Raw genomic sequence first — 14,574 nt, 5'->3', positions numbered from 1 at the left:
ATATGTGAATGGCTGCTTCCTGAGCGCCGCAGAACTATGCTTTTCTTCGGGGGTCTCCGATCATCACAAGTGCGCCGAAGAAGAATATTTGGAGATTCGCTTTATTTCCGCCAACAAGAGCCCGGAAAATTGACATCGCCGTCGTACGGGAACATAGCCGAAACGCGCGGTCACACCTCGGGCGATTCGCCGAGCGTCACAGTCCAGCCGAGGCCACGCACGTTGCGAATCACAGACTGTCCAAACTTCTTGCGTACACCGTGGATCAGCACGTCGACCGCGTTGCTCTCGACTTCCTTACCCCAACCATAAAGCTTCCCCTCGAGCTGATCTCGCGAAAGGATAGTGCCGGGGCGCTCAAGGAACGCGAACATCAATGCGAATTCGCGCGCCGACAGAACGGATGACACTCCGTTGCAGCATAGAGTTCGTTTGTCGAGATCGAGGTTCAACGTGTCATTGCCTAGACGCGACGACGCAAAGCCTGCCCTGCGACGCAACACGGCACGAATCCGCGCGAGCAGTTCGGGCAGGTGGAAGGGCTTGAGAACGTAGTCGTCAGCGCCGAAATCGAGCCCTTGGACCCGGGCGTCAAGGTCGTCAAGTGCGGTCAGGATCAGTATGGGTACCTTGCTCCCCTTCTCACGCGCCGCCTTCAGCAATTCGATGCCGCCCATGCCGGGCAAACCAAGATCGAGCAAGACCAGCGTATATTCAACGGCAGCGATGGCCGCGCTGCCGGCATTGCCGTCGCGGACCCAGTCGACGCTGTACTCCGCATCCTGAAGCGCGCGCAGCAAACTTTGACCGATCTGCAGGTCGTCTTCGACTATGAGCACTCGCATAGTGCAATGTCCACGGCAATGGAGCGTTGTCGTTGGGCGCAGGGCAAGGAACATTCTTCCGCGGGCGCGTTTCTCGCCTGAGCGATTTGCGATTCATGCGTAATGCGCCGGTTTTTCTCAAGAGTTCGGAAGCTTCGCATCAGGCGAATTAGCTCTCCGCGGGAAAACCTTCCTGAACCACTCGAGAATGCCGGAACTGATGAAGCTGTATCGCCCCGGATTTCCACAGGTGGCTGAACACTCACTATCCTCGGAATCGACGGGCAGTAAATACACATTAAGCATGTTGTCCCTCTCGCGTAGGCGACGATCTTGCGCTAGGGATTCCCTCGCAATAACTCCCGGAATCCACTCTGCACCGGGGCTTTTCAGCCCGCCAATCCGCAATCTTCGTCTCAGGAAATATTTTAGATCCTAAGAATTAGATTGGAATGAGAATCGACGGAACGGCCCTTCCTCGGGCCTATTAAATGGGGTCGGTCGCGATGCACGGCTGCGGATGAAGTCAGGCGACCTATGCATGCGCCCGCTGCGCCGCCAAAGTGTCCTTCCCTCGCCGCGATGATTGGCGTCTACCGACGTTCGATCACGCTACTCCCCGACACGTGACATCAAAGCAACGTCAGAAACCCATTCCAATCTTCTTATGTCTTCAAGTATTCGATCCATTTCCATTGATCGACAGATGTACTGTGAAGGGTTGCGATAATCCTTAGAACATCTCCAAAGCGCTCGCCGCAAGTCGCTATTGCAATCGCACTGATCGCAGGCATCACCAAAAGAGCTGCAAGCAACTCGCTGCTCAGAGAAGGCGACCTGACAGGAACGTAGTCACAATGCCAGTATGTACGGTGCCTATTTGATGAGAATTAGCGTTGCGCCGCTTCCCGACCGAAACCCGTGACCGGGTGCCATTCAGGGCCCACTCTCCTACATAGTGCCGCGCGCCGGCAGAACGATTGTAGCGATCAGACCACTGTGTCCATCGCTGCGATTTGCAAGCGAAATAGAACCCCGGTACTTCGCCACGACCGATTTGACGATCGAAAGCCCGAGACCACTACCTTCCGAATCCTCCGCACGCAGACGGAAGAAGCGATCAAACACCCGGTCCAGGGACGCTTCCGGAATGCCCGGTCCGTTGTCGGTCACGCGCACCACCACGTCGTCGGCGCTTCGGAACAGATCGATGTCGACGGTTCCGCCGGCAGGCGTATAGCGCAGTGCGTTCTCAAGCAGATTGCGCACGGCCATACGCAATTCTCCTTCACGCGCTTCAACTTGCGCGCTCTCGAACTTCCCTACACCAAGATCGATCGAGCGTGCATCCGCAACCGGCAGAAAATCCGCGACGAGCTTCTGAACCAACTGGGACAGATCCACTGTCTCGATTGCTGTCAGATCGAGCTGTGCATCAGCTCGCGCTAGCGAGAGAAGCTGTCGGATCATCGTCGACGCTCGAGCGATGGCCTCGCGCAATTCGCGCAGACGCTCGGAGCGTGCCGCCTCGTCGGGAGCGTTGACGAGGTTGTCGACGCGGAGCTGCATCGCAGCGATAGGCGTGCGCAACTCGTGCGCGGCATCGGCGACGAATCGTTTCTCAGCGTCGATACCAACCTGAAGCCGGGCAATCATCCGATTGACCGAAGCCGCGAACGGTCGTACCTCGTCCGGCACGCCCGATATATCGAGAGGCTCGAGATGCCGGATGCCGACTAACTCCGACTGCGCCGCTGCACGCGACAGCGACGCGAACGCCGCGTTGACGACAAACGGAATAGCGAGCCAGACGAGTGGAATCAGGATGAGCGTGGGTATCAGGCTTTCGAGCGCGGCATGCCTTGCTGTTTCTTCGCGGAACGCCACCGGCTGTCCGACCTGGTACGTGTACTGGCCGTCGGCCTTTCTCAACGTGTAAATGCGATAGGCATGCCCGCCGATACGCTCGATCGAATATCCGTCCGGCGCATTGCGATCGAATAGCAGCTCCGGATCGGTATTATCCGTTGGCGCCGCGTCGCCGCTCCTCCAGATTTGCCCGACAAAGCCGTCGACGGAGTGCTGCGGCGGACCGTGTGAGCCTATCGCGCCGACGTTGCCGGCGGACAGCCAGATAGCGGCGCCCTGTAAGTGTACGTCGAGCAGTTCGCCGATGTGCTTGCGCGACAGCCAATACGACGTATACGCATCGATGAGGCCGACTGCCGTGACCAGTACGATCAACGTTACAGTAATCTGGTTTTTCAACGAGCTCATGCGATCGAGTTCAGCGTATATCAGCGGTTACCCGTGCGGCCACACAATCTTCCAGACATTGTCCGTATCGACGACGGGGTAGTCGCCGCCCTCAAATCGGCCCGCGACCACTCCATCGACGAAACGCCGGAAAATGATGCCCGTGTCGATGATCACGCTCGCTGCGACGTTTCCGTACCGACGCGATGCATCGGCCATCCAGCCGATCACGCGGACGCGCGGATGGCGGGCGGCCGCGACGATCACCGCGTCATTTGCATCTGCAACGAGTACGTCGGCACCGGCGTCGATCTGCTGCACGGTCAACTGCTGCGTGCGTCGGCGGTCACCCCAGTTGCCGACCCAATCTATCAGAACCGTTGCGTCGTGCGCCTTGGCAAGTACGGCCTGCCTGAAGCTTTGCGCCTCCGTACCGTCGACAGACTCTACGCCGCCGACGAAGCCGACGGTCTTCGTCTTCGACACGCTCGCGGCAACAGCACCAGCAAGCGCGCCACCGAGGCTCTTGCAATCGAGACAATAGTTGACGACGTTGGGGCCACTCGCCTTACCCGACAAGGTCGCGAAATAGGCTTGCGGGTATTGTGCTGCGGCCGTTGCGGTGACTGCGCTCAACTCAGCGCCTGCCAGAATGAAACCGCGTACACCTGCCGTGTAGTGGCGGCCGATAACCGTGAGAATTCGCGCGGCACCCAGACTGTCGGCATCGCGCACGACGGTCATCCGGTAGCCGTCGTGGCGGACCTGGAGGTAGCCGCGATATGCGGCTTCGCTGAATCCGAGATCGCTTCCGGCGAAGGGAATGAACAGCAACACGGGCCATCTGCTAACCGTGCCTGCAACGGATGCATGCGTCGCGCCTCGGAGTGCGGTCGGGGCGAACGCAGACAGTGCGAGCAGCGAACAGGCAACGCGACGTCGCTCGTTGACGGGGGCCGGTTTCATTCGGGCAGGATTTCTATGCGCTTCCTCAGATAGTCGAATGTTCCGCAGAACTGACCTGAATACGTCCAAAGTCTATGCAGGCGCGGAAGATAACGTCAAGAGCGATTTGTCGCACCAACAGCGGGTTGTGGGTTTTTGCCGGCTTTGTCAGGTTAAGCGAAATGGGCTACTGCTTTCCACTCAGATAAGGTCACCGACCATGACAATTAAGTAGTTGAGATTTTTAGACTCGGGCTGCGGCTAATCCACACCAAGCTGAAGTTACAGCGCTCGGGAGGTGCTGCGCAACGAATTCTCCCCCTTGAGAATTAGGCTGGAATTAGATGCGTGAGACGGCGCCCCCGCCACGATCTCGCGAGAACGCGATGAAGTGGCGTGGTGATCCAGCGCACGGCTTTCTTTGTACGCAGGTTGCACCCCTCCGCGAGCTTGCTGCAGGCAACCATCCGGCTCGCAAAGCGCCGAATTGCGGGCTGGGTCCAGTCTTTTTCGAAGCTTCGCTTCGCCGAATTGCGGCCTAAGCTTTGGCTCAATTTCCTGCACTAAAACAAGGTAAGAACAGCGATGTCCACACGACGTCACCGGGCGTCTCGCGCGATCGGCTTTGCCCTTGCCGCCGCGACGTTCGTCGTGTCTGGCACGGCGGTGGCCAGACACCCCACCCGACTCTCCTCGCTTTCCGCTGACGATCAGATTTTCATCAAGTTGCGTGACGCCGCCCGCGACAACGATCCCGAGCGTGCCGCGCAGCTGGCGAGCCTGATCCGAAATTATCCGGCGCCGGCTTATCTCAGCTATTTTCAGATCAAGCCGCGTCTGTTCATCGGCGCGGGGCATGCGAATCTCGATGCGCCGGACGTACCGGTGCTATCGTTTCTGCAACGCTACGACGGACAGGCGATTGCCGACCGTCTGCGCAACGACTACCTGCGCGTGCTGGGCGCCCGCCACGACTGGAAGGATTTCGATTCCCAATATTCACTGTTCGTCCTGAACGACGACACGCAGGTGAACTGCTATGCGCTCGAGTCGCGCGCCGCGCGGGGTGAAAACGTCGCCGACGCGGCGCGCGCGCTGCTCGTCGAGCCGAAGTGGTACGGCGACGGCTGCGTCGATCTGATCACCGCGCTCGACGGTAATCACCAGTTCACTTCGGAGGATGTCTGGCAGAAGATTCGCGAGGCCTATGAACAGGGCGCGACGAGGACCGGTGGCGGACTGGTCGATGCGCTGGGCACGGCGCGCCCGGATCCGCTGCGGCTCGATCAGGCGAGGAACCAGCCGCGCGTGCTGCTGGCGAAAGGCGTCCCGATGGACTCGGCGTCCCATCAACTCGCGCTGCTCGCCATCACCCAGGTCGCGGCCAGCGATCCGGCAGCGGCCGCAGCCATCTTCACCGCGATCGCACCGGCGCTCACCCTGGCGGAACGCGCTATCGGCTGGGGCACGATTGCCTATCAGGCGGCGACCCGGCAGCTGCCAGGCGCGGTGGACTGGTACCGGCTGTCGGCGAACGCGCCCCTGTCGAGCCAGGCCTATGAGTGGCGCACGCGCAGCGCGCTGCTGGCAGGAGACTGGATGATGGTGCGCTGGTCGATCGAGCAGATGCCGGCCGCGCTGCGCTCACAACCACCGTGGGTCTACTGGTACGCACGCGCGTTGAAGCAGGCCGGCGAGGTGACAGCGGCGAACCAGGAATTCGGGAAGATCGCGGGAACCTATACCTTCTATGGCCAACTGGCCTCCGAGGCGCTCGGCCAGCAGATCGTGATTCCGCCACAGATCAAAGTGACCGACGAAGAAGTTAAGAAGGCCAGCCAGACACCGGGCTTCGAACTGGCAAAACGTTTTTATGCGCTGAACCTGCGCACGGAAGGCAACCGGGAGTGGAACTGGCAGTTGCGCGGCATGACCGACCGGCAACTGCTCGCAGTCGCCGAGTACGCACGCCGCATCGAGCTCTACGACCGGACTGTGAGCACCGCCGACAGGACGCAGACCGAGCATGATTTTTCGCTGCGCTATCTGGCGCCGTTCCGCGCGATTGTCGAGCGAGATGCGCAGTCCAACGGGTCCCATATCGAATGGGCATATGGCCTCATTCGCCAGGAGTCGCGCTTCAACATCAGTGCGCGCTCGGAGGTTGGCGCAGGCGGCCTGATGCAGGTGATGCCGGAAACCGCGGAGATGGTCGCGAGGAAAATCGGGCTCGGTCCGCTCTCGCGGGCGAGGATGAATGAGCTCGACACGAACATCCAGCTCGGCACGTATTATCTGTCGATGATTTACAACCAGCTTGACCGTTCGGCCGTGCTCGCGACCGCCGGCTACAATGCCGGCCCTGGACGCCCGCGCAAGTGGCAGGCCAACCTCCCGCGTCCGGTGGAAGGCGCGATTTTCGCGGAAACTATTCCGTTCAACGAAACCCGCGACTACGTCAAGAATGTGTTGTCGAACACGGTCTACTACGCGGCGTTGTTTGATGGCCGCCCGCATTCGCTGATGGAGCTGCTTGGTCATATCGAGCCCCGGTGACATAGCAACGCTTCCCCGCTGACCGCACGGATAAAACAAAGAGCCATTGTGGTACGTGGGCGAAGGTAACTGCAGTTCGGGGCATTCGTCCTTTTCGTGATAAATCTGGCGCTTTCATCCGCCCCCGCGCCTGGCCGGCGAGCGCATGATTGTGGGCGGTCAACAAAACCGCACCACGCGCTGCAGTCCTGCGGTCTGTGAGCATGCAGAACGCGTTCACGATCCAGCCATGCGCCGCCATGGCGCCGCATCGAGAAGCATCTCTCGATAGAGATCGATCGGAAAGCTCAGCGTTCCGCGGAAATTCACATGCGCAAAATGCGCTGGACCCATCCGCCGTAACCAGTCGTCGTCCACCCCTTGGCCCTTGCTTTGCCAACGATCAAGGGTTGCCTGGATGCGCTGTGTATTCCACGCAATGACCAGCCTGGTCAGCAGCGTCAAGGAGCCAGAAATCGCGATCATTTCGTCGCGGCGCCGCCCGCGCTCCTGCGCGATCTTGCCGGTATAGATTGCGCGCTGCAACTGATGGACCGATTCACTGCGGTTGAGCAGCGTATGCATTACACGCCGGAATTGAATGTTGCTGAAGTAGTCGCACAGCAAAAGCGTGCGCAGTAACCTACCGAGAACCAGCTCTGGGTTTCGGATTTCACCGACGTTTCTCGGCGACCGTCGGTTCCGCTAACGGCGCGGATGAACAGGGCGGACACCTCGGCAAGGCGAAGAACGCGCTGGAAACGGGTTTGAGCTTCGCTTGTATGGCCGGCCTGATTCGTGTGCCGAGGGAACCTGTGACTTACGACGGCAAATCCGCCAGCCGCCCGAACCACAGACCTTCCGGCACATTCCGCTCGAGGAAGATGTTGCTGGCGAAGTCCGGATTGCGCTCAGGAAAGTCTTCGCGGTAGTGACCGCCGCGACTCTCACGTCGGGCAAGCGATGCGCAGGCCATCAATTCACCGACCTGAATCAAGTTCGCCAACTCGATGCTCCGGATGAGTTCGGCCGGCGTGCGGATCATCGTGTCCTGAAACAACTGGTCGCGCGTCTCTCTGCAGATCCGCCGGAAGGTCTGAAGCCCGGCTTCCTCGCGCACGATCAGCAAATACCGGTTTGCACTCTGCTGAATCCGTGCTCTCAGTTCTTCCACCGTGTGTCCGCCACTTCGGCGGAATTGCGTGGCGACCGTGCGACTGTCGTCGAGGGCTGCCGCGGTCGCGCGGTGCGTTGTCATTCTCGCTCGTTCGGCCGCGGCGAGGCCCGCGCGGCGGCCGAAGACCTGGCACGTCAAGGCCATATTGCCGCCGAGACGGTCGGCGCCATGCGGACCCGCTGCCACCTCACCCGCAGCGAACAAACCCTTCAGATTGGACTGAGCGTTTTCGTCGATGTACAAACCGCCGTTGATCGCATGTGCGGAACAGGTGATCTGCACGCGGTCGCGATGAAGGTCGACGCCGTGTTCCTTATACCATTGGCAGGTCAGCGGCCACATCCTTGCGATGCTGCGGCTCTTGTCGGCCAGTATCGCTTCGAGATCGCATCCGACGAAGTCGAGAAACACGCCGCCTTCAACCGTGCCGCGGCCATCGTTGAGTGCCTTCTGAATCGAAATTTCGACGTAGCGCGAGATGTCGCTTGAGCTGAATGGGAAGTGCCGCTCTTTTTGCCGAATGACATCGACCTGAGCGAGTCCCGCCGGCAGATAGTCAGGGACGAACGCCCTGCCATCGCGGTCGGTGAGATTCGGCTGCGCGTCCCACAGGTAGTTGCCGAACAGGTTGACGAAAGGCGTCAGCACACTCACACCGGCCTGCATGAACTCCATGTTGACCAGTCTCGCGCCCGCGCGATAAGCCATTGCATAGCCGTCGCCGGTAATGTCCGATGGATACAGGTTTTGGGCGAACAGCTGACTTGCGCCGCCGGTGGTAAGAATCGTCGACTTGGCATGGATCAGCACCGGGTTGCCATCAGAATCGATCGCATATGCGCCGAGACATTCGCCGTCCCGCGATAGCAGGTCGACGAGCATCAACCGGTCCATGACCTTGATGCCTCGCCGGGACGCTTCGGTCCCCAGCGATTTCACGATGGGTTTGAAGTGCTCATGAATCACATGTGAGCGCGCCCTGGAAGAAAAGCATGCGCGAAAAACCAGGTAATGGTCGTCCTCGCGCTCGAACTTTACGCCGTACCGTTCGAGGTACCGCAGGGAATCCTGCGCTTCGTTCGCGAGAATCGCGCTCAAGCGCGGGTCGGCCATGCCTTGAGCGGCATGCAGGATATCGGCGAGAAAAACATCGGGACTATCGCTGGGATCCCCGGCTCCGTCCGGCACATTGAAGGCGCCTACTTCAGCTACGCTATGAAACGTCGCGCCGCTTTTGCCAAACTGACCTTTGATCACGACCAGCACGTCAGCGCCGCTGGAATCTGCTTCGAGCGCAGCCCGCAGCGCAGCGCCGCCGCTGCCAACGACCAGCACGTCCGTCATGACTTCCCTGTACTTGTCACTCATGCCCGCTTCTCCTGTTTCCATCGACACGTGCGGCACGCTTGCCGCGTGGACGGCGCACCCCTGCTTCACGCAACGCCGTCTTTTGCCGCATCCGCGGCAACGGCCGCGGCGTCCTCGGCAACGCCGATTACGCCGTCCGCCAGCAACGAGTCGATGGTCGGCCGGCTCATTCCCAACCCTGACAGGATGTCGATCGTGTGCGCGCCCAATCGTGGCGGCGGCGTGCGGATAGCCGGCGCGCTGCCGTTGTAGCGCACCGGATGATTGACGAGCGTCACGGGGCTGCCGGTTGCACCTTCGACTGTCTCGAAGCTCTTCAAGTGGCGCACCTGCGGATCGGCGACCACCTGCTCATAATCGTTGACGCGCGTGTGCCAGACATGCTGCCGCTCGAAGAGTGGCAACCAGTGCGCCGTCGTGTGCTGCGCAAGCCGGCGCGCAAGCCGGTCGGAGATTTCGTGCTGCTCGTCGAATGCGCGCTCCGCGGGAATCCGTTCCTTTGCCGGGATCTCGAGGATCTGATAGATGATGTCAAGAGGACTCAGCGACAATGCGATGAAACCGTCCGCAGTTGCGTATATGCCATACGGCGCGGGGAAGTACCAACCTGATACACGCCCAGCCTGTCGCACGTCGTCATGGCCTTCGCCGTTCAGGAAGCATGTGAGAGACTCCTGTTGCAGATCGAGCGCCGCCGCCAGCAAGCTAACGTCGACCCGGCAGCCCTCGCCCGTACGCTCACGGTTGAGCAGTGCCGTCAGGATACCGTTCGCATACAGCGCAGCGCCGTGATGATCGACGACGGACACGCCCACCGCGCGCGGACCGTCCTGCCGGGTTCCGGTGACTGTCGCGATACCCGACATGGCCTGAATGATCAGGTCCTGCCCCGGCCGGCTGGCATAGGGTCCGTCAGGACCGAACCCCGAGCCGGACGCGTAGATGATGTCCGGCTTGACTGCCCTGAGTGCGTCGTAACCCAATCCCAGCTGTTCCATCACACCGGGACGGTAGTTTTCGGCGACGACGTCGACTTGTGGCAGCAAGCTCATGACGATATCGATTGCCCGCGCGTCCTTGAGATTGAGCGCCAGACTGCGCTTATTGCGATTACCCATCAGAAGCAGCATCGTCTGTCCATCGATGGCGCGGTTAGCGCCGCCCCATTTGCGCTGAAATGCGCCGTCGACAGGTTCGACCGATATGACTTCGGCCCCGCAATCGGCGAGGTGCTGCACGCCCAAAGGCCCCATCAGAAAATGATTGAAGCTGAGAATGCGGATACCGTTCAGCCCGTTCATGCAATCTCCGTTAGGTCGTGAGTCCGGCTATCTGCCGAGGCGGCCCAAGGCCCTGCCGAACTCCGCGTTCACCCTGAACATTCGATGCCCGTCAAAACCAAAGGCAAGCGTTGCCCACCGCCGTCGAAAGGCGCATGTGCGACGCACCAGTGATCAGCGACCCTTGAAATGCGGCGGCCGCTTTTCGACGAATGCGCGGTGGCCTTCGGCGCGATCCTCCGTCTTGAACACGTCGAGATTCGCCTGATGCTCCAGCTCCAGGCCTCGTTGAAGATCGGTCTCGAACGAATCGAGCACCGCGCGCTTGGCCAGTCGGACCGCGAGCGGTGCGCGGGCGGCGATCAGCGACGCGATCTCGACAGCGCGCGCGATGCTGCGTGCCGGCGCGACGACCTCGGTCACCAGTCCGTGGCGCTCGGCCTCGGCAGCCGTCAGCGGTTCGCCGGTCAGCACGAGTTTCATCGCCAGTGTCTTGCCGAGCACCCGCGGCAGGCGCTGAGTGGCGCCGTCGCCCGGGAGCGCGCCGATCACGATTTCTCGTTGCGAGAAGGTCGCGTCGTCCGCCGCGACGACGATATCGGCCAGCATCACCAGTTCGTGACCACCACCGATGGCAAAGCCGTTGACCGCGGCGATCAGCGGCTTCGAAAACGTCTCGATCGTCTTCCAGCTCGCGAGGCGCACCGGGTCCGCATACGCTGCGACCCCGCGTGCCGCCATGTCGGCGATATCCGCTCCCGCGCTGAAGAAACGCTCGCCGCCGGTCAGCACGACAGCCCTGACGTCGTCGCTAGCTTCGGCCGCCGCGAGCACGCGCGCCAGTTCCTCCAGCAGCGGCACAGACAGCGCATTGCGCTTGTCGTGATGATTCAACGTGATCAACCAGACGAACTCAGCGGGTTGTTCCAGCTTCAGGTACCGCAGGTCCTCGCCTGCGGCCAGCGGGACCGGGGCGGCGCCGCTTCGTTCGATGTGAGCCGTGTTCATGATGAGCCTCTCGGTATTGCGATCGTTTTGCGCGCGAGAACAGTCGCCGCATACGAAGTTCTAAAGATTGGGCCGGGCGCGTGCGGCCGGTGGCCCATTCTCCTCGTGTTATTTGATTGCCAGCAGGTTCGGCAGGAACCGTGGGATATGCGGGAAGACGATGATCAGCAGCAGGTCGACCGTCAGCGCGAAGATGAACGGCAGGATCGCCCGAGTCGCTTTTTCGACGGACACGCCGCCGATCGATGCAGCCGTAAAGAGGCAAAAGCCGATCGGTGGCAGGTTGATGCCGATGGCCGAGTTGATCAGTACGATGACGCCGAACACCACCGGGTCGATATGCATCTGCGCGACGAGCGGCAGGAACACGGGGATCACCACCGCGATACTCGAGATCGTTTCCAGTACCGTATGGGCTGCCAGAAGGAAGAGATTGATCAGGATCAGCAATACGAACGCGCTGGTCGTCACGGCGAGAAAGCTGTTGGCGACGTGCAGCGGGATTTGCGCCTCGATCAGATAGCGGCCGAGCACGAACGCGAGCCCGAGAAGAAACGATACCCGCGTGGTATTGATAGCAGTGCGCGTGAGTATTTCCCTGAAGTGCGACAGCCTGAGCGACTTGAAGACGAAGGTGCTCACCAGCGTCACATAGACCGCCGCGATGACGCCTGCCTCAACCGGGGTGAAGATGCCGCCGAGAATGCCGCCCAGAATGATCACAGGAGTCAGCAGTGCCAGGATCGCCTGTCTGAACGTGGTCCACAGCCGTGCGGCGGAAAACGCTTCGACGGCCGTATAGTTCTGGCGCACGGCAGTGACGTAGTTCACGAGCATGAAGGAAATCACCACCAGCAGCATCGGCACGATCCCCGCGACGAACATCGTGCCGACGGACACGTTGGCGGTGTACGCATACACCAGCATGCTCATCGACACGGGCGACAGCAGTCCGAGCGAGCCCGCCGCCGACTGCAGCGCCACTGCGAACGCGCGTGAATAGCCCTGCTTGACCATCCCCGGAATCATGACCGAGCCGATCGCTGCGGTGTCCGCAGTCGCCGAACCGGAGAGGTCGGCGAAGAACATGCTGGCAACGATCGTCACCTGGCCGATGCCGCCACGCATAAACCCGACAAGCGCCTGCGAAAAGTCGATGATCCGGCGCGAGACGCCACCCGCATCCATGATGGCGCCAGTCAACATGAAGAACGGGATGGCCAGCAGGCCGACGTTATTCAGGTTCGCAAACAGCTGCTGCGGAATCACCAGCAGCGGGGTTCCATTCAGCGTCAATGCAATCGTCGCCGCAATGCCGATGCAAATGGCCACCGGCACACCGAAGCCGAGCAATCCGGCGCCTAGAGCGAGTGCCCACATGTTGATTCACCTCAGATATGTTCGGAGACGCCCTGCAACAGAGAGGGCCTCGTTTGCGCGCCGGGCGCGAGATGGGAAACCGCGATTCGCACCGCGGAATGAAAGACCAGCAGCGCGCCGCAGACGGGAATCGAGAGATACGGGTAGACCATGGAAACTGGCAAAGAGGTCGCGGTTTCCGTGCCCATCAGCTCCAGCATCTCTCCACCGTACATGACGAACACCACGCCGAGCGCGAGGACTACGCAGTCGGTAAGGTCCGCCAGTGTCTGCGCGAAGATGGGCGGACAACGGTCGGCCAGTACCCGCACCTCCGGATGAACCCGCAGCTTGGCCCCTGCCGCCGCACCGAGGCACGTGAGCCACACGAACAGATAAGCCGCGAGTTCGTCGGACCACGACAGCGAGTCCTGCAGGATGAAGCGAAAGACCACGCCGAGGCCAGCGACGCACACCATCGTGAGAAGCAGTCCACCGCATAGGAACAGCGTGATCTTCAGGACCAGGTCGTCGATAAACAGGAGACTACGCGCAAGCTTTTCCATGGCGCTCCCCGTTCATTTCGAAGCGACAGCGGACTGGTCGGCTGCTTCGATTTCCCGATAAAGCGCCTTGCCATCCGGAATGCCACTGAGCAGGCCGTCGCGCGCCTTTTCGGTTGCTGCGGCCCACGGCGCGGTGTTTATCCCGGTCACCTGGGTGCCGTTCTTCTTCATCGTTGTTAGCGCGTCGTCATACTCGCGCTTGTATTCTTTCATGTCATAGTCAGCGGCGACGGCGGCAGCCGCCTGAAACGCCTTCTGCTCGTCAGGCGAAAGACGCGTCCAGGCGCTCTTGCTCATTGCCAGCACCACGGGCAAGTAGTTCACGTGGGTCAGGTAGTAATGCTTCGCGACATCCGAGAACTTGTCCTGGATGAACTGCTCCGGTGACGTGTCGCCGCCGTCCACCAGACCTTGCGAAAGCGCCAGAAATAACTGGTTATAAGGCAACGGCGTCGGGTTTGCGCCCAGTGCCTTATAGCCCGTGATATAGCCGGGGCTCTGCATCACTCGCACTTTCATATCCTTCATGTCACCGAGCGAGCCGACGGACTTCTTAGCCGTGAACAGATTGCGTTCGCCCACCGATAGCCACGTCAGGCCGATCATGTTGACGGCCGGCATCATGTCGAGGAACTTGCGGCCGACCGGTCCTTGCAGAACCCGGTTGGCGTCGTCGATGCTGCTAAAGAGATAAGGCGTATCGAAGATCTGCCATTGCCTGATCGTGTTTCCGATCGGCGCCTGTGCGGAAATCATGAGCTCCTGCGTGCCGGTGCGCAGCGCTTGCGCCATCTGCACTTCGCCGCCGAGCTGTGACTGCGGAAAGATCTCGATCTTGACCTTGCCGTGGGTTCGCTGCGCGACCTCCTTGGCGAACACCTGGGCAGTCAGCTGATAGTGGTTGTTCGGAGCGAGGGTGTGGCCCAGCTTCATGACGATCGGGTCGTCGGCGCGGGCGACGCCTGCGACAACGACGCCTGCCGCGAGCAGCGTACCTACCATGATGGCGCGTCCTGCGCGGCGCGCGCTCAAGAATGCTTTCATTTCGTCTCCTTCCGTACTGGAATTTAGTCTTCGCTCCGCGTCAGGTCGATCCGTCAGCAGGCGCTTCAAGTATTCGTGAGTGCACGCAACGGGCGTTAGGACCGGTCGCCCGATTTCTTGTACTTTTTTACGGCGTCTTCGATAGCAAGCGTTTCCCGGACTGTCCGGCGATTGATCCGGCGCACACGGCGGAAGACCCTTGGCGATACTGG

Annotated in this window: 10 protein-coding genes and 1 pseudogene; 1 reads left to right on the top strand and 10 read right to left on the bottom strand. The window is 60.8% G+C overall.

The annotated features are described in order from the left end of the window. Positions 1-170: 170 nt before the first annotated feature. From AB3X89_RS02320 to AB3X89_RS02310, 3 genes are all read right to left on the bottom strand, one after another. Positions 171-845, bottom strand: coding sequence for a response regulator transcription factor (locus tag AB3X89_RS02320; RefSeq protein ID WP_368581611.1), 675 nt, complete (start codon positions 843-845; stop codon positions 171-173). Between the two features lie 930 nt (positions 846-1,775). Then, the gene (locus tag AB3X89_RS02315; protein ID WP_368581610.1) at positions 1,776-2,711 is read right to left on the bottom strand and encodes an ATP-binding protein; all 936 of its coding nucleotides are present in this window, start codon (positions 2,709-2,711) and stop codon (positions 1,776-1,778) included. Between the two features lie 417 nt (positions 2,712-3,128). Next, complete coding sequence (locus AB3X89_RS02310; protein ID WP_368581609.1) at positions 3,129-3,917, bottom strand: BMP family ABC transporter substrate-binding protein; 789 nt, start codon at positions 3,915-3,917, stop codon at positions 3,129-3,131. Between the two features lie 693 nt (positions 3,918-4,610). On the opposite strand from AB3X89_RS02310, the gene AB3X89_RS02305 reads away from it, so the two are divergent. Continuing rightward, positions 4,611-6,581, top strand: coding sequence for a transglycosylase SLT domain-containing protein (locus AB3X89_RS02305; RefSeq protein WP_368581608.1), 1,971 nt, complete (start codon positions 4,611-4,613; stop codon positions 6,579-6,581). Between the two features lie 216 nt (positions 6,582-6,797). Here the strand turns inward: AB3X89_RS02305 and AB3X89_RS02300 are convergent. The 7 genes and pseudogenes from AB3X89_RS02300 to AB3X89_RS02270 all read right to left on the bottom strand — a co-directional run. After that, positions 6,798-7,211: pseudogene (locus AB3X89_RS02300) on the bottom strand (Tn3 family transposase); the annotation flags it as partial. A gap of 169 nt (positions 7,212-7,380) precedes the next feature. Then, entirely contained in the window at positions 7,381-9,141 is a 1,761-nt protein-coding gene (locus AB3X89_RS02295; RefSeq protein WP_368581607.1) for an FAD-binding protein, read from the bottom strand. A 29-nt stretch (positions 9,142-9,170) separates the two neighbouring features. Beyond that, a complete protein-coding gene (locus tag AB3X89_RS02290; protein ID WP_368581606.1) occupies positions 9,171-10,406 on the bottom strand; it encodes a CaiB/BaiF CoA transferase family protein in 1,236 nt (411 codons plus the stop codon). Positions 10,407-10,559: 153 nt separating this feature from the next. Further along, a complete protein-coding gene (locus tag AB3X89_RS02285) occupies positions 10,560-11,393 on the bottom strand; it encodes an enoyl-CoA hydratase-related protein (RefSeq protein WP_368581605.1) in 834 nt (277 codons plus the stop codon). 108 nt (positions 11,394-11,501) lie between these two features. Beyond that, positions 11,502-12,773 (bottom strand): TRAP transporter large permease, encoded by a 1,272-nt coding sequence (locus AB3X89_RS02280; protein ID WP_368581604.1) that lies wholly within the window; start codon positions 12,771-12,773, stop codon positions 11,502-11,504. 11 nt (positions 12,774-12,784) lie between these two features. Continuing rightward, positions 12,785-13,318, bottom strand: a complete 534-nt coding sequence (locus AB3X89_RS02275; protein WP_129961552.1) for a TRAP transporter small permease — start codon at positions 13,316-13,318, stop codon at positions 12,785-12,787. A gap of 12 nt (positions 13,319-13,330) precedes the next feature. Next, positions 13,331-14,431: a TRAP transporter substrate-binding protein gene (locus AB3X89_RS02270; RefSeq protein ID WP_368581603.1), complete on the bottom strand. Its 1,101-nt coding sequence runs from the start codon at positions 14,429-14,431 to the stop codon at positions 13,331-13,333. Positions 14,432-14,574 lie beyond the last annotated feature (143 nt).

The sequence above is a fragment of the Paraburkholderia sp. BR14320 genome, assembly GCF_040948665.1.
Classification (GTDB): domain Bacteria; phylum Pseudomonadota; class Gammaproteobacteria; order Burkholderiales; family Burkholderiaceae; genus Paraburkholderia; species Paraburkholderia youngii.
This window is presented reverse-complemented; position numbering and strand designations above follow the sequence as displayed.

Coding starts and splice junctions, on each gene's coding strand:
- AB3X89_RS02320 (WP_368581611.1), bottom strand. CDS start 845: ATGCGAGTGCTCATAGTCGAAGACGACCTGCAGATCGGTCAAAGTTTG.
- AB3X89_RS02305 (WP_368581608.1), top strand. CDS start 4,611: ATGTCCACACGACGTCACCGGGCGTCTCGCGCGATCGGCTTTGCCCTT.
- AB3X89_RS02290 (WP_368581606.1), bottom strand. CDS start 10,406: ATGAACGGGCTGAACGGTATCCGCATTCTCAGCTTCAATCATTTTCTG.
- AB3X89_RS02285 (WP_368581605.1), bottom strand. CDS start 11,393: ATGAACACGGCTCACATCGAACGAAGCGGCGCCGCCCCGGTCCCGCTG.
- AB3X89_RS02280 (WP_368581604.1), bottom strand. CDS start 12,773: ATGTGGGCACTCGCTCTAGGCGCCGGATTGCTCGGCTTCGGTGTGCCG.
- AB3X89_RS02275 (WP_129961552.1), bottom strand. CDS start 13,318: ATGGAAAAGCTTGCGCGTAGTCTCCTGTTTATCGACGACCTGGTCCTG.